Source organism: Thioclava pacifica DSM 10166 (assembly GCF_000714535.1).
Taxonomy (GTDB): Bacteria; Pseudomonadota; Alphaproteobacteria; order Rhodobacterales; family Rhodobacteraceae; genus Thioclava; species Thioclava pacifica.
Genome location: NZ_AUND01000005.1, coordinates 1 through 18,676, shown reverse-complemented (window position 1 = coordinate 18,676; position 18,676 = coordinate 1). Strand labels below are relative to the sequence as shown.

The window sequence follows — 18,676 nt, the reverse complement described above, 5'->3', positions numbered from 1 at the left end:
TCAGCCTCCGGACGGCGCGAAGACGAGATCCCGCGTGACGATCACGCGGACAGGGAAGCCCGGGCGAATGGTGAGAGTCGGCGGGACCTCCAGCTGGCGTTGAACGATCCGCTGTCCGGCCTCGTTGATCGTGTCCAAGGCCCCGTCGCGGAGCGCGCGGGCGAGGCGGTCGTCCTCATCGAGGGAAAGCTCCGCGCCGACCGCGAGCAGGGTCGAAAGCCCCGCCGCGCGCAAGATGCTGGCCCAGTGATTGTCGACGCGGTCCTCGAGACCGGCATAGCCCGCGGCATCCGCGCCGGGCTGGCGTTCTAAGACGAGGGATCGTCCATCTGGGAATATCAGCCGGGTCCAGACCAGGAGCACGCGGCGCTGGCCGACGGTAACGCTGTCGTCATAGGCGCCGATCAACCGGGTGCCTTGCGGGATCAGAAGCAGGCTGCCGGTGGGGCTGTCATAGACGTTCTGGGTGACCTGCGCGGTGATCTGGCCCGGCAGGTCGGAGCGGATACCGGTGATCAGCGCGGCCGGGATAACGGAGCCGGCCTGCAGGAGGTACGGAGACGCTGGTGGTTGGATGCGGTCGGGTGCGACGGTTCGTCGGTCGGTCGGCGCTGTCAGAAAGGCCTGACGTGGATCGGTATCCGGGGTAGCGGCCAAACCGCTCTCCGGTGCCGCAGGCGGCATCTGGAACCCGGTGGACGCGGGCGCTCCGGGCCGCGTCTGGAAGAAGAGGTCACTCACGCGCGCCGCTTCCAGTTCCGCGAGGCGCTGCTGCTCCGCCGGGTCCATGGTCGGGGGCGCGAGGCTTGGAGCCGCGATGGGCTGGCCCCGTTGCTGCGCATCGAGGATGCCACCACCGAGATCGCCCGGCAGGGGCGGTCCGAGCCGCGGGATCGCGTCATAGCTGCCGGGCAGATCGCGGAGACCATCGGCGGGCTGGCGGCGGTCCGTGGTGATCAGCTCGTCCGGGGCGGCCGTCCTGTCCGGACGTTGCAGGCCGTAGATCAGGGCCGCACCGATCCCGAGGCCTGCAACGACGCCGAGCCCGATGATCACCTTGCGGGAAATCCGCGTGACGCGCGGCGGATCGGCACGCAGGCGCATGGCGGCAGCGGTGTCGGTCGATGTCTCGCTCATGTCCCCCGCTCCGCATCCTGCCGCACCACGGTGGCCTCGGTCCGGGGTTCGATCCGCAGGATTCGGACCACCTCCTGCCGGGGTCCGCGTCCGAGGCGCAGCTCGGCCGCGCCGAAGAGCCGGTCGACGATCAGCACATTGCCGTGGATGCGGGAGTTTACGATCTCCAGTTCACCATCGGCCCCGAGCACGAAGAGCGGCGGCATCTCGCCCTGGGCGATGCCGCGCGGGAAGACGACATAGACCCGGCGCCCGTCGTCGAAGACGGAAACCGGCCGCCAGGGCGGGCTGTCGCCCTGCAGTCCGTAGCGGTGGTTGCGGGCATGGACGGGCGGGATGCGCGGCGTGGCCGGCGCGACGCTTGGGGCGTCGGGCGCGCGCGGATAGGCCCAGGAGATGGCGGGCATCCAGGTCTCTTCGCTGGCGTTGAGCTCGATCAGGTAGGTGCGCCGGTCGGTCGAGATCACGAGGTTCGTGCGGATATCGGGCCGTGTGGGTTTGACGAGCACGAGGACGCGGGTATCGCGCCCCGCGCCGCTTTCGGTGTCGCCGATGATCCAGCGCGCCGTGTCGCCCGCCGCGATCGGACCGGTGCCGGCGAGGCGTTCGCCGGGTTCGAGGGCGATGGTCGTGATCTGGCCGGGGGCGGCGTAGACCTGATAGAGCGCCCCCTCGGACCAGGGATAGATCTGGATCGCGTTGAAATACCCCGCCTGGCGCGGTTCGACGCGGGCGGCCGCATTGGCATTTCCAACCTGGGTGACCGGCGTCGCCGCCGCCTCCCCGCCCCTGCTCGGGGTCCAGGCGGGCGGGACATGGAGCGGGCGCGGCCGGTCATCGGGCGCCGTGGCAGGCGGCGATGGCAAGGGCGGCACCGCGTCGTCATAGGCGAATGCGGGCGGGCGGTCGCTGGCGCAGGCGGCCAGAAGCGTTGTCGCAAAAAGGACGGGGGGCAGGATCGGTCGGGTCATTGGCTCATCTCCCGCGACCAGTTGATGGCGTTCACATAGATTCCGAGGGGGTTGGCGCGCAGACGGTCCGCCGAGCGCGGCGGGTCGATCACGATGGTGAGGATCGCGGTCCAGCGCTCGGTGCGCGCGAGCTGGCCGTTCTCGTAGTGCCGTTCGGACCAGGCCACCCGGAAACTGTCGGGCGAGGCGCGGATGACACTCGAGACCTCGACCGAGACCTGGTCCTCGCCGACCCGTGTGAAGGGATCGTTGGCCCGGGCATGGTCGTTCAGCGCCAGCGCGCCGCGGTCGGTGGTGAATTCATAGGCGCGGAGCCAGTTCTGCCGGACGACGATGGGATCAGCGGGCAGCCCCCGGACCTCCTCGATGAAACGGGCGAGATGCCAGGCGACCTGCGGATCGCTCGGACGATACCCCGCGCTCGCCGCCTCGACGGCGCGGGCCTCGCCATGCCGGTCGATCTCGACGACGTAAGGCACGACGGTGCCGCGCGCCGATTGCCAGACCAGCGCCGTGGCGAAACCGCCCGCTAGGACCAGGCAGCCGAAGGCCATGAGGCGCCAGTTCTTCGCTTGCACCCGGGCGGAACCGATGCGCTCGTCCCAGACCTGGGCGGCCTTCTGGTAAGGGGTCTCGGGGTCCGGGGTCTTGCCGTAATGCGCGCCGGCGCGTTTGAAGAGGCTCATGGGCGGTCGCTTTCAGAGAGGGGGACGGAGGCGCCGGAACCGGGACTGTCCCCGGCGCGCAACGCGTGAGTGGCTGCGGAGACGCCATGGCTCATGGCCTGGCTGCGACGCATGGACCGCGCCCAGGCCGGTGGGGTGCCTGCGGGAGCGGACATGGCAGCCGACGCGCCTGCCACGCTGCCGAGCGAGGAGGTGCCGCCCGTGGCTACGAAGCCAGCGCGGGCGCCGTCGGCATGGCTTGCCTTGACGGCATCACTAGCCGAGGCGGCGGCCCGGCGCAGGGGCGATGCGGCGGCGGACCCAGCGGCCCGGGCCACACCGCGGAGTCCGGAGGCCACACCAGCAGCCCCGGTCTGACCCATCGATCCGAGGCTATAGGCGGTGGACGCGGTCCCGGTGGCGGCAGCGGCTCCGCGCGTGGCGGCTGCCCCGCCCGAGGCGAGTGCGCCTGTACCTCGGGCCGCGAGCATGGCCCCGCCACCCGCCGCGACGGCAGCCCCGCCCACGGCAAGCCCGGTGCCGACGGCCGCGCCTGCGCCCAGTTGCGGCCCACCGGAGACAAGGCCCGTGGCGATGCCGGGGCCGAAGATTCCGAGACCGAGGAGCGAGAGCGCGGCCAGCACGATCGCCATGGCCTCGTCGATGGTGGGTGTCAGGCCCCCGAACCCGGCGGTGAACTGGCCGAAAAGCGTCGAGCCGATGCCGATGATCACCGCCAGCACCAGCACCTTGATGCCGGAGGAAACGACATTGCCCAGCACCCGCTCGGCCATGAAGGCGGTTTTGCCGAAGAGGCCGAAGGGGATCAGCACGAAGCCCGCGAGCGTCGTCAGCTTGAACTCGATCAGCGTCACGAAGAGCTGCACGGCGAGCAGGAAGAAGGCCAGGAGCACCAGCGCCCAGGCGAAGAGCAGGCAGGCGATCTGGATGAAATTCTCGAAGAAGGCGACGAAGCCCATGAGATCGGCGGTGGACTCCAGAAGCGGCCGCCCGGCATCGAGCCCGGTCTGCGCCACCCGTCCGGGGCGCAGGAGATCGGCGGGCGAGAAGCCGGTGCCGGAGGCCAGAAGCCCCAACCCCGCGAAACTGTCGAAGACGATGGCCGCAAGGCTGTTCCAGTTGGAAATGAGCCAGGCGAAGACGCCCACGAAGAGGGTCTTTTTCACGAGACGGGCGATGATGTCGTCATCCGCGCCCCAGGCCCAGAAGAGCGCGGCCAGCGTCACGTCGATCACGATCAGCGTGCTGGCGATGAAGGCGACTTCGCCACCCAACAGTCCGAAGCCGCTGTCGATATAGGAGGTGAAGACCCCGAGGAAGGTGTCGATAACGCCGGTGCCGCCCATGGCTCACTCGCCCCCGGCCCGGCCGCGCCCAAGGAAGCGGTCGCGGGTTTCCGCCCACACGGCGAGACAGCCGGGATCGGAGGCCGCGGCCTCGCCCAGCTCTTGGCAGCGCCTCTGTTCGGCGCGCAAGGGATCGGTCTCCGGCATGAGAGGAGCCACCGGACGCGCCACCTGCCCCGCCTCGTCCCGGCCCATCTCCACCACCGCCGCGGTGATCGCGATGGCGACGAAGACGATGGCCGCGATGCGCGCGAGGACCGATCCCTCCATGGGCCTGCTCCCTTCAGTTGTTGAACATTTGGGCATTGCCGGGCTGGTAGCCCGCGCCCGGGGTGAGGAACCGCTCGCGTTGGACGCGGCCCTGTTCGGCCGCCGCGGACCGCTCGGCCTCGACCAGCGCCGAGGCGCGGCCATTGGCGGCGACGACGGCGATCAGGTCGGCGATCTGCTGGGATTGCAGCGCCAGGAGCTGGTTGCCCGCCTGGGTGGCCTGCAGGGCGCCCACGGCGGATTGGCTTTCGCCGACCAGGGCGGAGAGCTCGGCGCGCTGGCCGTCGAGATTGCCGACGACGCCGGCCTGCACGCGCAGCGCGTCCTGCAGACCGCCGACGGTGTTTTCCCAGCGGGACCGCGCATCGGCGAGAAGCTGCGCCTCGGGCGCGGCCATGGGGATATTCGCGTAGTCCTGCTGAAAGACCTGGTCGATCTGGGCGACATCGAAGGCGATGTTCTGCGCCTGGGACAGAAGCTGCCGGGTCCGGTCGACATTCTGCTGCAGCGCCTGCAGCGAGGAATAGGGCAGGCTCGCAAGGTTGCGGGCCTGGTTCATCAGCATCTGCGCCTCGTTCTGCAGCTGGGTGATCTGGTTGTTGATCTGCTCGAGCGCCCGGGCGGCGGAGAGGATGTTCTCGGCGTGGTTGCGCGGGTCGTAGACGATGCGCCCGCCGCCGCCGAAGAGGAAGGCCTGGGCCGGCGTCGCGAAGATCGGCGAAAGACCGATGGGGGCTGCGAGCGTGAGGGCCAAGGCGGAGGCGCTGGCGAGCTTGGTCAGGCGATGGGCGGCATGGGTCATGGGGTGGTCTCCTTTGCGGGTTTGGGGGCTTGGGGGATCGGGGCGTCCGGGGCCTCGGGCTCCGGCGCGAGATTGGTGAGCTCGGGGATCAGCTCGGCAGCCCAGCCAATACCGCGGGCTTTGAGCCAAGCCGCGAGAAAGCCGTCGCGACCGTGTTCGGCGAGGATGTCCGAGATCAGCGTCTGGTCGGACTTGGCCGAGGCGGCGCAGAGGTCGAGGCCGACTTCGGAAAGGCCCAGCTCGAAGAGCCGGTTGCCGCGCCGCGACTGGCAGTAGTAGTCGCTCTTGGGCGTGGCCCGGGCGAGGATCTCGATCTGCCGGTCATTGAGGCCGAAACGGCGGTAGATCGCCGTGATCTGGGGCTCGATGGCCCGTTCGTTGGGCAGGAGGAGCCGGGTCGGACAGCTTTCGATGATGGCGGGCGCGATGGCGGAGGCGTCGATATCGGAGAGCGACTGGGTGGCGAAGATCACCGAGGCGTTCTTCTTGCGCAGCGTCTTCAGCCATTCGCGGAGCTGGCCCGCGAAACCCTCGTCATCGAGCGCGAGCCACCCCTCGTCGATGATCAGGAGCGTCGGCCGCCCGTCGAGCCGGTCGCCGATGCGGTGGAAGAGATAGGAGAGGACCGCGGGGGCCGCCGAGGTGCCGATCAGCCCCTCGATCTCGAAGGCCTGGACCGAGGCCGCGCCGAGCTCTTCGGTCTCGGCATCGAGCAGCCGCCCATGGGCGCCGCCCAGGCAATAGGGGCGCAGGGCCTGTTTGAGGTCGGAGGATTGCAGCAGGACGGCGAGACCGGTGATCGTGCGCTCGCCGACCGGGGCCGAGGCCAGCGAGGTCAGCGCGGACCAGAGATGCTCCTTCACCTCCGGCGTGATCGTGATGCCCTCGCGGGCGAGGATGGCACCGATCCAGCCTGCGGCCCAGCTGCGCTCTGCCGGTTCGTCGATGCGCGCCAACGGCTGGAGGGAGACCGTGGCTTCTGCGGCTTCGGTCAGCTCGCCCCCCAGATCATGCCAGTCGCCGCTCATGGCGAGGGTCGCGGCCCGGATCGAGCCCCCGAAATCGAAGGCGAAGACCTGCGCGCGCGGGTAGCGGCGGAACTGCAGCGCCATGAGCGCGAGCAGCACGGATTTGCCCGCCCCGGTGGGACCGACGACCAGCGTATGGCCGACATCACCCACGTGGAGCGAAAGCCGGAACGGTGTCGCGCCTTCGGTCTTGCCATAGAGCAGCGGCGGTCCGTCGAAATGCGCATCCCGCTCATCCCCGGCCCAGACGGCGGAGAGCGGGATCATATGGGCGAGGTTCAGGGTGGAGATCGGCGGCTGGCGGACATTGGCGTAGGCCTGCCCGGGCAGCGAGCCGAGCCAGGCATCGACGGCGTTGACCGTCTCGACCATGGCGGTGAAGTCCCGGCCCTGCACGACCTTCTCGACGAGGCGCAGTTTCTCGTCGGCGCGGCGCGGGTCCTCGTCCCAGACGATGAGCGTCGCCGTGACATAGGCCTCGCCCGCGATATCGGCCCCGAGCTCCTGCAGGGCCATGTCGGCATCGGCGGCCTTGTTGGCGGCATCGGTATCGACCAGCGCCGATGGCTCGTTGGTCATCACCTCTTTCAGGATCGCGGCGATGGATTTGCGCTTGGCGAACCATTGGCGACGGATGCGCGCGACTATCCGCGCGGCCTCCATCTTGTCCATCAGGATCGCGCGGGTCGCCCAGCGATAGGGGAAGGCCAGCCGGTTGAGATCGTCGAGGATCCCGGGCGTGGTGGCCGTCGGAAACCCCGAGAGAGTCAGGACGCGCAGATGGGCGGTCCCCAACCGCGGCTCGAGCCCACCGGTCAGCGGCTGGTCGGCCAGAAGCGCGTCGAGATAGGCCGGAGTTTCCGGCACGCGGACGCGGTGAGCCCGCGTCGAGATCGTGGAATGTAGGTAGGTCAGCGTCTCGCTGTCGCCCATCCAGCGGCATTCGGGCATGATGCCGTCGAAGAGCGCCAGCACCCGGTCGGTGCGGTCGATGAACCCACGCAGCACCTCGCCCGCATCGATTCCGGTCTTGTCGCGGCCTTCGTAGAGCCAGGTCTCGGCCCGCGCGGCCTCCTCGGCGGGCGGCAGGTAGAGGAAGGTCAAAAGATAGTCGGACTGGAAATGCGCCCCCTGCTCGGCGAAGCCCGCGCGACGCTCGGCATCGAGCAGCGCCGAGGCCGGGTCGGGAAAGCGGCTGTCGGGATAGTCGGCCGCCGCCACGCGCTGCGCTTCGACGAAGATCGCCCAGCCGGACCCGAGGCGTCGGAAGGCATTGTTGATGCGCCCCGCCACGGCCACGAGTTCCGCCGCGACCGCGCTGTCGAGATCGGGGCCCCGGAACCGGGCCGAGCGCTGCAGGCTGCCATCCTTGTTCAGCACCACGCCGGGCGCCACCAGCGCCGCCCAGGGCAGGTAATCCGCCAGTCGCGTCCCTTTCCGGCGATACTCCGCGAGATTCATCATGGTTCTGCCTCAGACCTCGAGATGACCGGGAAGCCGCAGATGCCGGCGTCCGACCTCGACGAAGAGCGGATCGCGCCGCGCGGCCCAGACCGCCACCACGTGGCCCAGAAGGCCGATGACGATCCCAGAGACCCAGAGCTGCAGCCCGAGCCCGATGGCCCCGGCCAGTGTCCCGTTCAGGATCGCGAAGGCCCGCGGCGCACCGGCCAGCAGGATCGGCTCTGTCAACGCACGATGCACCGGAACGGTGAAGCCCGGGACGTCCGCCAGCTGTTCGAATGTACCGTCCATCAGATCAGTGCCCCGCCGCCGAAGCTGAAGAAGCTCAGGAAGAAGGAGCTCGCCGCGAAGGCGATGGAGATGCCGAAGACGATCTGGATCAGGCGGCGGAACCCCCCGGAGGTGTCGCCGAAGGCCAGCGTCAGGCCGGTGACGATGATGATGATCACCGCGATGATCTTGGCGACCGGGCCTTCGATCGACTCGAGGATCGATTGCAGCGGCGCCTCCCAGGGCATGGACGAGCCTGCCGCCCGGGCGGGTCCGGACAGCATCAGGGTGACGGTTGCATAGGTGACGGTATGCGCAGCCCGCGCGCGCAGCCGGTGAAGGGGTCGGTTCATGAAGAGTCTCCTGTGTCAGTGTCCGTCCCGATCGGCCGCGCCGCCGGGGCGATGCGGTAGTCGCCGTCCGGTCCCAGCCCCTCGACGCGGGCAAGCTCGGCGAGATGGCGGTTGGCCCCGCGCCCGGAGAGGACGGCGACGAGATCGATGGTTTCGGCGATGAGGGCGCGCGGCACGGTGACCACCGCCTCCTGGATGAGCTGCTCCATCCGGCGCAGGGCGCCCAGCGCCGAGCCCGCATGGATGGTGCCGATCCCGCCCGGATGCCCTGTGCCCCAGGCCTTCAGGAGGTCCAGCGCCTCGGCCCCGCGCACCTCGCCGATGGGAATGCGGTCGGGGCGCAGGCGCAGCGAGGAGCGGACGAGATCGGAGAGCGAGGCGACGCCGTCCTTGGTGCGCAGGGCCACGAGGTTGGGTGCTGTGCATTGCAGCTCGCGGGTGTCCTCGATGATCACGACGCGGTCTGACGATCCGGCCACTTCCGCCAGAAGCGCATTGGTCAGCGTCGTCTTGCCGGTCGAGGTGCCGCCCGCCACGAGGATATTGGCCCGCGCGGCAACGCCCTCGCGCAACAGCGCCGCCTGGGTCTCGGTCATGATACCGGCAGAGACGTAATCGGCGAGCGTGAAAACCGCGACGGCGGGCTTGCGGATCGCGAAACAGGGCGCGGTGACCACGGGCGGGAGGAGCCCCTCGAAGCGTTCCCCGGTCTCGGGCAGTTCGGCCGAGACGCGCGGGCGCGCGGCATGGACCTCGGCCCCTACGTGATGGGCGACGAGCCGCACGATCCGCTCGCCATCGGCGGGCGACAGCGTGGCGCCGGTATCGGAAAGCCCCTCGGAGAGCCGGTCGATCCAGAGCCGCCCGTCGGGATTGAGCATGACCTCGACGGTCATCGGGTCTTCCAGAAAACCGGCGATGGCGGGCCCGAGCGCCGTTCGTAGCATCCGCGCGCCGCGGGCCATCGCTTCCGGTTTCCGAGCTGCCTCTGCCATGCTGTCCCCGTTCCGTGAGTGGCCACCGACGGGTGGCCCTGGATCGGGTCCATCAAGAAAACCGGAAACCGGATGCGCTCAACAGGTCTTCAAGGGGCGTAGGGCTCTGGCGTGCAAAGACAGGGGAAAGGGCTGGAAGCGCTCGAACCGGCACCGCACGACCCATATTGCCTTTTGGCACATATTGTCTATATTGATGCCAAAGGAGAATACCATGCAGTTCGCCACAGTTCAGCCCGTCCTCGCCCGCACCGATCTTCCTGTCATCACCGATGAGGAGGCCGCTGCGCTGGCGCGGACGACGGTCAACCTGTTCCGGGCCTGGGAGCTGACGGATGCCGAAGCCCGCACCTTGCTGGGCGACATGGCGCAACGCACCTGGGCGCGGTGGAAGACCGGCGATATCGGCCGGATCGACCGCGACCTGCGCGCGCGCATGGCGATCCTGATGGGGATCCACAAGGCGCTGCGCTATCTCTTCACCGACCCTGCCCGGGGCTATGCCTGGATCCGCAAGCCGAACGCCGCCTTCGCGGGCCGAAGCGCACTGGACGTTATGCTCAGAGGCGAGATCACCGATCTGATCGACCTGCGCGCCTATCTCGATGCCGAACGGGGTGCCTGGTGAATGTGCCTGTCCGCCGCGTGACCTGGCCGCGGACGGTCCGCATCATCCGCTCGATCCACCCGCCCATCGACCTCTTCGAGGACATCGCCGATCCAGCCGACTGGGAGGCGCTGGCCTCGGCCGAGGCCAAGTTCAACCCGCGCATCCGCGAGAGCATCGGCGATCTCTCCAAGGTGCCTGTCGCCCGCCGCGTGACCGGCCCCGGTGCGAGCTGGGTCATGGCGCCCTTCGTGCATTGCTCGCCGCTCAGGCCCGGACGGTTCTCGGATGGCAGCTTCGGCCTCTATTATGCGGGCGACCGCACCGAGGTGGCGATCGCCGAGACCGTCCATCACCACGCCCGCTTCATGCGCGCGACGGACGAACCGCCGGGCTGGACCTCGCAGTTCCGCGAGCTGATCGGATCGATCGACGCCGATCTTGACGACGCCACAGGCCGCGCCGATCTACTGGATCCCCACGACTACCGCCCCTCGCAACTCTTCGGTTCCGAGCGCCGTGCGGCCGGATCGAACGGCATCACCTGGCCCAGCGTGCGCTTTCCCGAGGGCCTGTGCATCGCCGCCTTCTGGCCCGACGTGATCCCCATCCCGACCCAAGGGGCTCATTTCGCGTATCACTGGGATGGGGAGCGTGTGGATTACGTGAAGCGGTTGGATGATGGCGAGGTTTGGCGGGTCTCGTAAACTTGCACGAAGCCAGCCTGAATGAATAAGACGCTCTCATTTGAATGAACCTCAATTCAGTCCTACGGCTTAGCTGGATGTGCAAACCGAGGCCCCGCAGCGAGGCCGATTTTCACCGGTGATCACATTAGCAGTCGATATCATCGCTCGTCGGCATCACTCGATTTGATGATGCGATACTCCATGCCGCTGGCCACGGCGATTTGCTGTGCAAAGTCTTTCTTTGCCTGCACAACCGAGTCTTCGATCTGGTGGTCGCCTTTCAACCACGCGGATTTGAACTCGTTCCTTGTCGCTTGCCACGTTTTGAAGTTCGTCGGCGCTGATGCGGAAGTTCTGTTGAAGCTCGTCGTTGAGGATCTCGAGATTGTCGTCTGAGAGGAACACGTGACCTGTGTGCTGAGCTTCTTGTCCGGCGCGAAGACCAGCGCGTTGTGGCAGAAACGCTTGTCCTTCTCGAACTTGTTGCCCAGCAGGAACTCGTAGAAGATGCAGGTCGCCATGAGGATCGTCTTGCCGGTCCCCATGGTCAGAGCGAAGATGTAGTTCGGATAGATGCGGGAGTTCTTGCGCATCGCCGCAAAGACGGCCTTGTATTGGTCCTGCGTCACTGCATCGAACATCGACCCTTGGCGCGTGTCGCCGACAATCCCGCCCTCGGCACGATCCGCAAAGCGGCCCGATTTCTCGAACCAGGCCTTGAAGATCTCTTCGACCTTTGCGTTCCCCATGAACTCTTTGAGGAACACGTACATCTCCAGCGCCTCGAACTGCGGTTCGCGCAGAAAGGCCTTGGGGTTCTTTTCCGGGTTGTTGAAGTCCAGGAACTTGCGGGTCAGCTCCTTGTAGTGGGTGCGAATAGTGCCGCGGTTTCCGCGGTAGAACTCCCACAGGAACTGGAAGAAGGCGAAGTCCAGCGACGCGCTTTGGGTTCTGGGACGTCTAGCCATTGGTGACGTTCCCTTCCCAGGATTCCGAGAGGAGGTCGGTGATCTTGACGCGGATGGTGCCTGCGTCGGCGGGCACCTTGTAGCGGCCGATCACGAGGTCAGTTTTCTTCTCCGGGATATCCACGACTTCGGGCTGCAGAACCGCGCCATCGTAGTTCCAGTCGATTAGAATGCTCTCGGTCAGTTCGCGCCAGTCGTCCACGGCCTCTTTCTGCATGGACAGCTTCTGCAACAGGTTCATGGGGTAGAAGCGTTCGATGACCAACTCGCCGTCCTTGACCGCCACCTTGGCGTCTGAGTCGCGCTTGAACTCGAGGTCGGCCTTGTCGCGCAGGATGTCCACGACTTCGACATCGATTTTGTAGGGCTTGGCTGCAAGGATCAGATGGGCTGACAGGTCGGGCTCGTGCCCCATGCAGACGAGAGTGATCTTTTCCACTGGTCGGTTCGGGTTACCTGCTATCGGCCTCATCTGATAGCTCATCCGCAAACCACCGCCCCTTCTGCACTCGCTTCCCCAAGGTCTCGACAAACCCGTCGAACCGCTCGCGGCCCTTGGCCTGTGCCGCGGCCTGCTGCTCCGGTGCGATCGGCGGAGTGATGGTGAGCCAGAAGCGGACGAAGAGCGCGAGCGTCTCGGTCGTGATCCGCTGGTCGCGTTCCAGCCGCGCGACCTGGCGGGAGAGGCGATCGAGGCGGCGCGTCAGGGCGGCCTCCTGCATGTCGGCGTGATCGGGCGAGAGGAAGGATTCTACAGCCACCTCGACGATGGCGGAGCGGGTCACGCGTTTCCGGTCAGCGATGTCGTTGATCCGGCCGATCAACTCGGCTGGTAGGGAGAGGTTGAGACGGTCGCGCATAGGTCAGTCCTCAGAGATCGATGCCATCGTTGCGGTCCATCGAGGCCTGTCGGGCCACCTGGCCCATCTGCTTGCGCAGGGCCTGCCGTTGTCGTGCGGTCTCCTCCGCTTCGTCGTCGAGCATCATCTCGAACTCGCGCGCTGGTTCTGTCGTCCTTTCCGGGGCTGCGGCCACATGCTCAGGCAAGTCTGGTTCCCGTCGCAGGCCTGCATTCGCGTCATCAGCTTCACCCGACGGCGCGGACGCGCGCAAAGGTTCATCGGCTTCGATGGCCGGAAGCGATGACCATGGATCATCCTGCAGGACCGGATCTACTTTCCGCGGTTCTGGCGGCGGCACCACGCGATTGACGAACCGCTTGTCCTCGAAATATCGCGCCTTCTTCGCCCGGATCGGCGGGGAACCTGCGACCATGACGATCTCGTCGTCGGGCGGCAGCTGCATGATTTCGCCCGGCGTCAGCAGCTGGCGCGCAGTTTCAGAGCGAGAGACCATGAGGTGACCCAGCCAGGGTGCCAGCCGGTGACCGGCGTAATTGCGCATCGCCTTCATCTCGGTCGCCGTGCCAAGGGCATCCGAGACACGCTTGGCGGTGCGCTCGTCATTGGTCGCGAAGCTCACCCGGACATGGCAATTGTCGAGGATGGAGTTGTTCTGGCCATAGGCCTTCTCGATCTGGTTCAAGGACTGCGCGATGAGGAAGCTCTTGATCCCGTAGCCCGCCATGAAGGCCAGTGCGCTTTCGAAGAAGTCGAGCCGCCCGAGCGCCGGGAATTCGTCGAGCATCATCAGGATGCGATGGCGACGGCGCGTGTCCTTCAAATCTTCGGTCAGCCGTCGACCGATCTGGTTCAGCACGAGCCGGATCAGCGGCTTGGTGCGGGAGATGTCAGAAGGCGGCACGACGAGGTAGAGGGTCGCCGGCTGGTCCGCACCGATGAGATCGTCGATCCGCCAGTCGCAGCGCCGGGTCACATGGGCGACGACGGGATCGCGGTAGAGGCCAAGGAAGGACATCGCCGTCGACAGAACACCCGAGCGTTCGTTGTCGGACTTGTTCAGAAGCTCCCGCGCGGTCGAGGCGATGACCGGATGCGGTCCGGCTTCCCCCAGGTGGCGCGCCCCCATCATCGCTTCGAGGGTCTGCTCGATCGGACGGCGCGGATCGGACAGGAATGCGGCAACGCCGGCCAGGGTCTTGTCGGGTTCGGCGTAAAGCACATGCAGGATCGCGCCCACCAGCAGCGAATGCGAGGTCTTTTCCCAATGGTTTCGCTTCTCCAGCGAGCCTTCGGGATCGACGAGAACATCGGCTACATTCTGGACATCGCGCACCTCCCACTCACCGCGGCGGACCTCAAGCAACGGGTTGTAGGCGGCAGAGGTCATGCTGGTCGGATCGAACCGCAGCACCCTGCCATGGCGCGCGCGGAACCCGGCCGTCAGCTCCCAGTTCTCGCCCTTGATGTCGTGGACGATGGCAGAGCCTGGCCAGGTCAACAGCGACGGGACGACGAGACCCACGCCCTTGCCTGACCGGGTCGGCGCAAAGCAGAGCACATGCTCAGGCCCGTTGTGGCGCAGGTAGTCCTGATCCAGCTTGCCGAGCACGACACCATCGGAACCCAGCAGGTCGGCGGCCTCGACCTCGGCCCTGTTCGCCCAGCGGGCCGACCCATAGGTATCGACGTCGGCGGCCTCGCGCGCCCGGATGACGGACATGGTGATGGCGACGGCGATGGAGATGAAGCCGCCCGAGGCCGCGATCGCCCCGCCCTCCCAGAACACCGTGCGCGCATAGGCATCGTAGAAGTACCACCACCAGAAGAAGGCGGGTGGCGGGTAGATCGGCATGCCGAAGGCCTCGAACCATGGGCTGCCCAGCTGCGCCTGAAACCCTAGCCGCCAGGCCACCCATTGCGTCGCGCCCCAGGTCGTCGTGAGCACGATCAGAAAGACGGCGAGGATCTGGCCCCAAAGGATTTTCGTAGCGGTCATGGTCAGTGTCCTTTCGTCAGATGCCGAGCCCGCGCTTGCGCCCGAGGCTCCAGTCGACCCCACCGCCGCCTCGCGCGATCCCGGTGATGTGCTGGCCAATGCGGGGCTCGATCTCGCGGGACCAGGGGACGAGCTGGAAACTGCGACCGCCATCCGGACCGATACCCTCGATCATCGCGTAGCGGCCGGAGGACAGACGGAGCTGCCGCGTGTAGGTGCCGGACACATGCTCGCCGGACATTGCGGGACGATGTTGCAAGCCTGTCTCGGTCTCGAGGGTCTGGCCGACAGCATCGAGTTCGCGCTGCCGCAGGGTCGCGAGGAGTTTGCGCTGGAAGATGACCCGCTGTCCCTGCCTTTGGGCCAGCCCCTCGTCCGCCAGATGTTCGGCACGGGCATCGAGCGCGTCCCGGACCTCCGCCCCGAATCCGCCCATCGCAAGCGGCATACGGGAACGTTCGACCAACCGATGATCGAGCCAGGTGGCGCCGGGGGCGGTGATCTGGCCTTGCAGGTCGAGATCGGATCGGTTTGCCAAGACAAGCGTCGCACGCGGATCGCCCAGACCGCCGAAACGGCGGACCTCGACGATTCCGCCCGGCGCGGGTGCCTGCTCGAAGGCCTCCAGACCGCGGAAGCGGACATGGTGCGCGCGCCCATCCGTCCCATCGATCACGGCATAGGCGGTGCCGGTCTGTTCGTCATGCAGGCCGGTCTTGACCAGCCTGCCGATGATCGGGTCCCCTGACCTGCCTGCATCGATGGCGAAGTCCGAGAAGCCGCGGTCTTGCCCCCGCTCGGCGAAGGCACGGTGCATCGTCTTGATGATGTCGCCGCGCTCGCCCAGATCGCGGAGCGTACGTTCGGCCTCGAGCCCGAGCATCCATTCACCGGGGCGGCCCTCCGACACGAGACCGAGTCTCCGAAGGTACTGAAGGCGGCCGATCATCAACCGGCGGATTTGCGGGTCCGCGGGTCCGGGTGCTGAGGGGCGCAGGTCGAGCAGACCGAGATCATCGGCCTGATAGCGCAGCTCCCGGTCGAGGCGCGTCCAGCGTTCTGCCGTGACTTCCCGTTCGAGCGCATGCCAGATTTCGTGCTCCGGCTTTGGGCCGAGCTCCAGCGCAACGAGCTCCTCGGCGCGGGACCGCAGCCCGCTGCTGATGTAGTCGCGCGCGATCACGAGATCGCCGCCACGATCATCCACGCCACGGACGATCAGATGCACATGCGGATTGTCGGTGTTCCAGTGATCCACGGCGACCCAGTCCAGCCGCGTTCCGAGATCGGCTTCCATCCGCCGCGCGAGATCGCGGGTGAACCCGCGCAGGTCCTCCATCTCTGCGGCATCCTCGGGCGAGATGATGAAGCGGAAATGGTGCCGGTCGTCCTCGCATCTTGCCGCGAAGTCGGAACCGTCCAGATCGTCGGTCCGGGCACCGAAGAGCAGGCCCTTCTCCCCATCCTTGCCGACGCCGTCGCGGCGCAGATAGGCGAGATGGGTCGAGAGCGGAGCCGCGCGATAGGCCCGGCCCTTGTGGCGGGCGATGCGGGCAGCGACCATGACCCGACGCGATGAGGAGAAAAGCCGCGATCTGCCAAATCGACTTTGCCCGCGCCCGAAGGTGGAATGGCTTCGCTCTTTGCCGCTTGGGCGCGTCGAAACGTGACCTGCCTTGTGGGCCGCCCGCAGAACCTGGTCGACAAAGGCTTTGGGACGCGGGGTACGCGTGCTGCGGGGCTTTCCGGGCCTGATGCGGAAGTCGCGCTCAGGTTCGGTCATGCGAAAACTCTCCCGTTTCTCGGAACGCCCCTGTGCATGCCGGAGTATTGAAATCGCAGGAGAAATCCCGGAAACCTGCACACGACCGACCGCCATGCACGCGAAAACGCCAGTCCCGTCAGGGACTTGCGGCATTCGTGGCATGCCCTTTTATCTTGCCCTCCTTCCTGCCCGCCCGTTGTCCAATCACGCCCTTCCGCCGCGTTTGCGACACAGCCCGCCAGCGCACCCAAAACCCCGATTACGCTCATGGCCGTGTCTCCGCGCCGGGCCGGACAACGAAAATGCCGGGATCTGTGGCGGCTGAACTGGCTTCAAGCGACGGTCGCCCTGCATCCGGATTGCCGGCATTCCGCTGCGGACGCTCCGCCGATCTGTCGGTGAAGAGGGCCGCCTCGCGCCAATCGGCGACGGTTGCGCGGCTCGGGAGCGGCGCCGCGCCGTCCAGACGTGGGGCCAGCATCGCGACATAGGCGCGGGTCTCGGCGGGAAGAGCACGGCCCTCTGAGAGGTATGCGTCGTAGCGCCCTGGCCCCGCATTGTAGGCGGCAAGCATACCGCCGACGGTGCCATAGCGATCGAGCATGGCGCGCAGATAGGCCGTGCCTGCAAGGATGTTGTCGCGCGGATCGAACGGGTGGTTTCCGAGACCGTGGTCCTGCTGCAGGACGGCCCATGTTCCGGGCATGACCTGCATCAGCCCCATGGCCCCGGCATGGCTGACCGCACGCGGATCGCCCGCGCTTTCGGCCTGCATCACGGCGCGGATCCAACGCTCCGGGATGGCGAAGCGCGCGGAGGCTTCGGCGATGGCGGCTGCATAGGGATCGCGGGCCGGATCACGGATGACGGCTGGAGTTTCAGCGAGCCCTGGACCACTGATAGGCGTTGCCGCGGCAAGACCGGAAAGAAGGAAGGCAGCGCAGGCCTGGACGATGCGTGGCTGCACGACCTCATTTCGGACACTGCGCTGTGGGCGGATCTTCAGCATTACTCACGCCGTCCCATTGCGCTTCGGCGGACGGGTCCACTGCAGCGACCAGACAGAAATTTCACCGTTGCGGAAGAGGTTGGCGCGGATCGGTTGCGCCAGCATCGGGTCATCAATCAGCACCGAGAAGTATTCTCCGGCCTTCTCCCCAGTGCGGGCCCAGGCCGCGCCGATTTCACGGGCGAGGTCACCGTCCCCGTGAAAAAGACGGTAGTCAGGGGCGTTCTCGGCCTCGGTCGCCTCGGCCTTTTCGAGGGAGACCTCAAGGTCCAGTGTCAGCGTTCGGACATACCCGGCAAAGCCAGATTTCGTGCGGGTGAATTCACCAATCTGGGGCATGGCGTGCCTCCTTTCTATTGCGGTGTGGCATGGACTCCGGATGCGCCGGCTCTGCAATGGCACGGTTGGAAACGGTCCAAAGCGGTGTCAGCCGGGCGGTGATCGCGGTGCGCGGCAAAGGCCCGAAATACCGACCATCCAGGCTGTCGGGCGCTTCCGGGTTCATGAGGAAGACTTCATCAGCGCCGAGCCGATGACAGCCCTGCCATACGGGCAGATCGCGGCCGTAGCGGTCCTGCACATGGGCATAGCCAAGACGAAGCTGATCGACGGTAATCGCGTCACCTGAGCGACACACCAAAGCGCCTTCGAGCGCGGCGACATGCTTAAGCAGCGGAACGCTGCGCGGCAGGTAGCCAAGCGCATCGAGGTAGTCCGAAAGCGCTGGTGGCGGCTGAACGACCACCAGATCCCCCATGGTCAGATGGCCAACCGAGTGCAACCGATAGAGCCCGACAGGAACGCTCGCGCTGGCATTCCACAGCACGCGCGGCGACCATGTGGCAACTGCAGGCAGCACGATCAGGGTGACCGACAGGGCCGTCACCCAGATGATGGTGCGCCGCGCCTTCATAGCCCGAGGCTCCGTCGCTTGAGCCATGCTCGGTGCTGGAGACGGGTATAGGAATGGGCCGATTGCGAGGTGGCCAGACGATTGTGCAGGTGTCGCCAGTGGTCCGGTGACGCATCCGCCGGGTCGATGCCGAGCGCCTCGATGGCGTCGATCGCCTGCAACACGCGTTCGACCTTGGTCCATCCGTGGGTGGAGAGCAGCAAAGTCCCTCCAGGCCGCAGGTAGGGCAGCGTTTGAAGGGGAGTTCCGGGCTTCGCAGCCTGAAGGATGTCGAAGCGCGAGAGGACCGTGCCATAGGCGTTGGCAGCCCAGCGATTGACCGCGAAGACGGCACCCGGCGCGAAGCCGAAGCGGCGCCGGTGATGATCAATGCGCTCTTCGCAGACCGGATGGCCGAACCGGACCCACTGTTCGATCTGTCCCTCTTTCCAGGTCAGCTCGACGAAGGTCAGATTGCCTTCTCTGCCAATGGTCTGTGCATCAACCTCGTGCGGTTCGGAGCGGATCGGACTCATGTCTGCAGATCGCGTCCCAAGAAGTGGTG

The 18,676-nt window shown here is 66.8% G+C and carries 21 protein-coding genes; 2 read left to right on the top strand and 19 right to left on the bottom strand.

The window, feature by feature from the left end:
* From TP2_RS04830 to trbB, 10 genes are all read right to left on the bottom strand, one after another.
* Positions 1–1,137 (bottom strand): TraB/TrbI/VirB10 family type IV secretion system protein, encoded by a 1,137-nt coding sequence (locus TP2_RS04830; protein ID WP_038074233.1) that lies wholly within the window; start codon positions 1,135–1,137, stop codon positions 1–3.
* Positions 1,134–2,108, bottom strand: a complete 975-nt coding sequence (trbG, locus tag TP2_RS04825; RefSeq protein WP_051692186.1) for a P-type conjugative transfer protein TrbG — start codon at positions 2,106–2,108, stop codon at positions 1,134–1,136. The genes TP2_RS04830 and trbG overlap by 4 nt, the downstream gene beginning before the upstream one ends.
* Complete coding sequence (gene trbF, locus TP2_RS04820) at positions 2,105–2,794, bottom strand: conjugal transfer protein TrbF (protein WP_038074230.1); 690 nt, start codon at positions 2,792–2,794, stop codon at positions 2,105–2,107. Before trbF ends, trbG begins: the two co-directional genes overlap by 4 nt.
* The gene (trbL, locus tag TP2_RS04815; RefSeq protein ID WP_038074227.1) at positions 2,791–4,140 is read right to left on the bottom strand and encodes a P-type conjugative transfer protein TrbL; all 1,350 of its coding nucleotides are present in this window, start codon (positions 4,138–4,140) and stop codon (positions 2,791–2,793) included. Before trbL ends, trbF begins: the two co-directional genes overlap by 4 nt.
* A gap of 3 nt (positions 4,141–4,143) precedes the next feature.
* Positions 4,144–4,410: a putative entry exclusion protein TrbK-alt gene (trbK-alt, locus tag TP2_RS04810; protein ID WP_038074222.1), complete on the bottom strand. Its 267-nt coding sequence runs from the start codon at positions 4,408–4,410 to the stop codon at positions 4,144–4,146.
* Positions 4,411–4,423: 13 nt separating this feature from the next.
* Positions 4,424–5,212 carry a P-type conjugative transfer protein TrbJ gene (gene trbJ, locus TP2_RS04805; protein ID WP_038074219.1) on the bottom strand — a complete coding sequence of 263 codons (789 nt, stop codon included), beginning with the start codon at positions 5,210–5,212 and terminating at the stop codon, positions 4,424–4,426.
* On the bottom strand, positions 5,209–7,704 hold the full coding sequence (gene trbE, locus TP2_RS04800) for a conjugal transfer protein TrbE (protein WP_038074217.1): 2,496 nt from the start codon (positions 7,702–7,704) through the stop codon (positions 5,209–5,211). Before trbE ends, trbJ begins: the two co-directional genes overlap by 4 nt.
* Before the next feature lie 9 nt (positions 7,705–7,713).
* A complete protein-coding gene (locus TP2_RS04795; RefSeq protein WP_038074213.1) occupies positions 7,714–7,995 on the bottom strand; it encodes a VirB3 family type IV secretion system protein in 282 nt (93 codons plus the stop codon).
* Positions 7,995–8,258, bottom strand: a complete 264-nt coding sequence (locus tag TP2_RS04790) for a TrbC/VirB2 family type IV secretion system protein (RefSeq protein ID WP_476718441.1) — start codon at positions 8,256–8,258, stop codon at positions 7,995–7,997. Before TP2_RS04790 ends, TP2_RS04795 begins: the two co-directional genes overlap by 1 nt.
* A gap of 65 nt (positions 8,259–8,323) precedes the next feature.
* A complete protein-coding gene (gene trbB, locus TP2_RS04785) occupies positions 8,324–9,274 on the bottom strand; it encodes a P-type conjugative transfer ATPase TrbB (RefSeq protein WP_476718440.1) in 951 nt (316 codons plus the stop codon).
* Positions 9,275–9,536: 262 nt separating this feature from the next.
* Between trbB and TP2_RS04780 the strand changes: the two genes are divergently transcribed.
* Positions 9,537–9,950, top strand: a complete 414-nt coding sequence (locus TP2_RS04780; RefSeq protein ID WP_038074207.1) for an MbcA/ParS/Xre antitoxin family protein — start codon at positions 9,537–9,539, stop codon at positions 9,948–9,950.
* The gene (locus TP2_RS04775; RefSeq protein WP_420804589.1) at positions 9,947–10,636 is read left to right on the top strand and encodes an RES family NAD+ phosphorylase; all 690 of its coding nucleotides are present in this window, start codon (positions 9,947–9,949) and stop codon (positions 10,634–10,636) included. Before TP2_RS04780 ends, TP2_RS04775 begins: the two co-directional genes overlap by 4 nt.
* Before the next feature lie 140 nt (positions 10,637–10,776).
* Here TP2_RS04775 and TP2_RS04770 read toward each other — a convergent pair whose 3' ends face one another.
* The 9 genes from TP2_RS04770 to TP2_RS04730 form a co-directional block, all read right to left on the bottom strand.
* Positions 10,777–11,586, bottom strand: a complete 810-nt coding sequence (locus TP2_RS04770; protein ID WP_038074205.1) for a DEAD/DEAH box helicase family protein — start codon at positions 11,584–11,586, stop codon at positions 10,777–10,779.
* Positions 11,579–12,025, bottom strand: coding sequence for a hypothetical protein (locus tag TP2_RS04765; RefSeq protein WP_206198314.1), 447 nt, complete (start codon positions 12,023–12,025; stop codon positions 11,579–11,581). Before TP2_RS04765 ends, TP2_RS04770 begins: the two co-directional genes overlap by 8 nt.
* Positions 12,026–12,038: 13 nt before the next feature.
* Entirely contained in the window at positions 12,039–12,446 is a 408-nt protein-coding gene (locus TP2_RS04760; RefSeq protein ID WP_038074201.1) for a ribbon-helix-helix domain-containing protein, read from the bottom strand.
* Between the two features lie 10 nt (positions 12,447–12,456).
* Entirely contained in the window at positions 12,457–14,445 is a 1,989-nt protein-coding gene (locus TP2_RS04755; protein ID WP_038074200.1) for a conjugal transfer protein TraG, read from the bottom strand.
* 16 nt (positions 14,446–14,461) lie between these two features.
* On the bottom strand, positions 14,462–16,009 hold the full coding sequence (locus tag TP2_RS04750) for a relaxase/mobilization nuclease domain-containing protein (RefSeq protein WP_476718439.1): 1,548 nt from the start codon (positions 16,007–16,009) through the stop codon (positions 14,462–14,464).
* A 466-nt stretch (positions 16,010–16,475) separates the two neighbouring features.
* Entirely contained in the window at positions 16,476–17,219 is a 744-nt protein-coding gene (locus TP2_RS04745) for a lytic transglycosylase domain-containing protein (RefSeq protein WP_051692185.1), read from the bottom strand.
* A 3-nt stretch (positions 17,220–17,222) separates the two neighbouring features.
* Positions 17,223–17,558, bottom strand: a complete 336-nt coding sequence (locus tag TP2_RS04740) for a DUF736 domain-containing protein (RefSeq protein WP_038074196.1) — start codon at positions 17,556–17,558, stop codon at positions 17,223–17,225.
* On the bottom strand, positions 17,542–18,132 hold the full coding sequence (locus TP2_RS04735; RefSeq protein WP_084713957.1) for a S26 family signal peptidase: 591 nt from the start codon (positions 18,130–18,132) through the stop codon (positions 17,542–17,544). The genes TP2_RS04740 and TP2_RS04735 overlap by 17 nt, the downstream gene beginning before the upstream one ends.
* A partial coding sequence (locus TP2_RS04730) for a DUF2840 domain-containing protein (RefSeq protein ID WP_338065275.1) occupies positions 18,129–18,676 on the bottom strand: 548 nt, incomplete at its 5' end. The genes TP2_RS04730 and TP2_RS04735, both read right to left, overlap by 4 nt.

Bases quoted from the DNA above. Each gene is read 5' to 3' on its own strand.
- TP2_RS04830 (WP_038074233.1), bottom strand. From the start codon at position 1,137: ATGAGCGAGACATCGACCGACACCGCTGCCGCCATGCGCCTGCGTGCC.
- trbG (WP_051692186.1), bottom strand. From the start codon at position 2,108: ATGACCCGACCGATCCTGCCCCCCGTCCTTTTTGCGACAACGCTTCTG.
- trbF (WP_038074230.1), bottom strand. From the start codon at position 2,794: ATGAGCCTCTTCAAACGCGCCGGCGCGCATTACGGCAAGACCCCGGAC.
- trbL (WP_038074227.1), bottom strand. From the start codon at position 4,140: ATGGGCGGCACCGGCGTTATCGACACCTTCCTCGGGGTCTTCACCTCC.
- trbK-alt (WP_038074222.1), bottom strand. From the start codon at position 4,410: ATGGAGGGATCGGTCCTCGCGCGCATCGCGGCCATCGTCTTCGTCGCC.
- trbJ (WP_038074219.1), bottom strand. From the start codon at position 5,212: ATGACCCATGCCGCCCATCGCCTGACCAAGCTCGCCAGCGCCTCCGCC.
- trbE (WP_038074217.1), bottom strand. From the start codon at position 7,704: ATGATGAATCTCGCGGAGTATCGCCGGAAAGGGACGCGACTGGCGGAT.
- TP2_RS04795 (WP_038074213.1), bottom strand. From the start codon at position 7,995: ATGGACGGTACATTCGAACAGCTGGCGGACGTCCCGGGCTTCACCGTT.
- TP2_RS04790 (WP_476718441.1), bottom strand. From the start codon at position 8,258: ATGCTGTCCGGACCCGCCCGGGCGGCAGGCTCGTCCATGCCCTGGGAG.
- trbB (WP_476718440.1), bottom strand. From the start codon at position 9,274: ATGCTACGAACGGCGCTCGGGCCCGCCATCGCCGGTTTTCTGGAAGAC.
- TP2_RS04780 (WP_038074207.1), top strand. From the start codon at position 9,537: ATGCAGTTCGCCACAGTTCAGCCCGTCCTCGCCCGCACCGATCTTCCT.
- TP2_RS04770 (WP_038074205.1), bottom strand. From the start codon at position 11,586: ATGGCTAGACGTCCCAGAACCCAAAGCGCGTCGCTGGACTTCGCCTTC.
- TP2_RS04760 (WP_038074201.1), bottom strand. From the start codon at position 12,446: ATGCGCGACCGTCTCAACCTCTCCCTACCAGCCGAGTTGATCGGCCGG.
- TP2_RS04755 (WP_038074200.1), bottom strand. From the start codon at position 14,445: ATGACCGCTACGAAAATCCTTTGGGGCCAGATCCTCGCCGTCTTTCTG.
- TP2_RS04750 (WP_476718439.1), bottom strand. From the start codon at position 16,009: ATGGTCGCTGCCCGCATCGCCCGCCACAAGGGCCGGGCCTATCGCGCG.
- TP2_RS04745 (WP_051692185.1), bottom strand. From the start codon at position 17,219: ATGCTGAAGATCCGCCCACAGCGCAGTGTCCGAAATGAGGTCGTGCAG.
- TP2_RS04740 (WP_038074196.1), bottom strand. From the start codon at position 17,558: ATGCCCCAGATTGGTGAATTCACCCGCACGAAATCTGGCTTTGCCGGG.
- TP2_RS04735 (WP_084713957.1), bottom strand. From the start codon at position 18,132: ATGAAGGCGCGGCGCACCATCATCTGGGTGACGGCCCTGTCGGTCACC.